A 339-nucleotide genomic window follows, 5' to 3' on the forward strand; every position below is an offset into this window, starting at 1 on the left:
TCAACGCCTAGTACACCGAGGTTAAAGACAGCCATGAAGCTCCCACTCACAGCCCTCGTGCCGCTGCTTGCGGTCGCTGCGCTCGCCGCCGCCTGCAACCCCTTCACACCCAGGAACACGCCGACAGCTAATCCGACTCCCTACACGCAAGACCCCCGCTTCGCCGAGTTCAAGTATGAGACCGATGACAAGCTGGAGGTGCAGGAGCGTGTCGACTCGTTCAACGAGCGCATACCCAAACTGGGAGCGACCGACGGCCACGTCCTCGTAGCCCATTTCCGGGATGGTGCCTCCTGGCAGCCGACGCCGGATCGCCAATTCTGGCTGACCGGTGTCGCC

1 pseudogene is annotated in these 339 nt (G+C 62.8%); it reads left to right on the forward strand.

The features are described 5' to 3' along the window. Positions 1-33 precede the first annotated feature (33 nt). Positions 34-339 (forward strand): annotated as a pseudogene (locus QP415_RS11045) (hypothetical protein); the annotation flags it as partial.

It is taken from the genome of Pauljensenia sp. UMB3104 (genome assembly GCF_030217285.1).
Lineage (GTDB): Bacteria > Actinomycetota > Actinomycetes > Actinomycetales > Actinomycetaceae > Pauljensenia.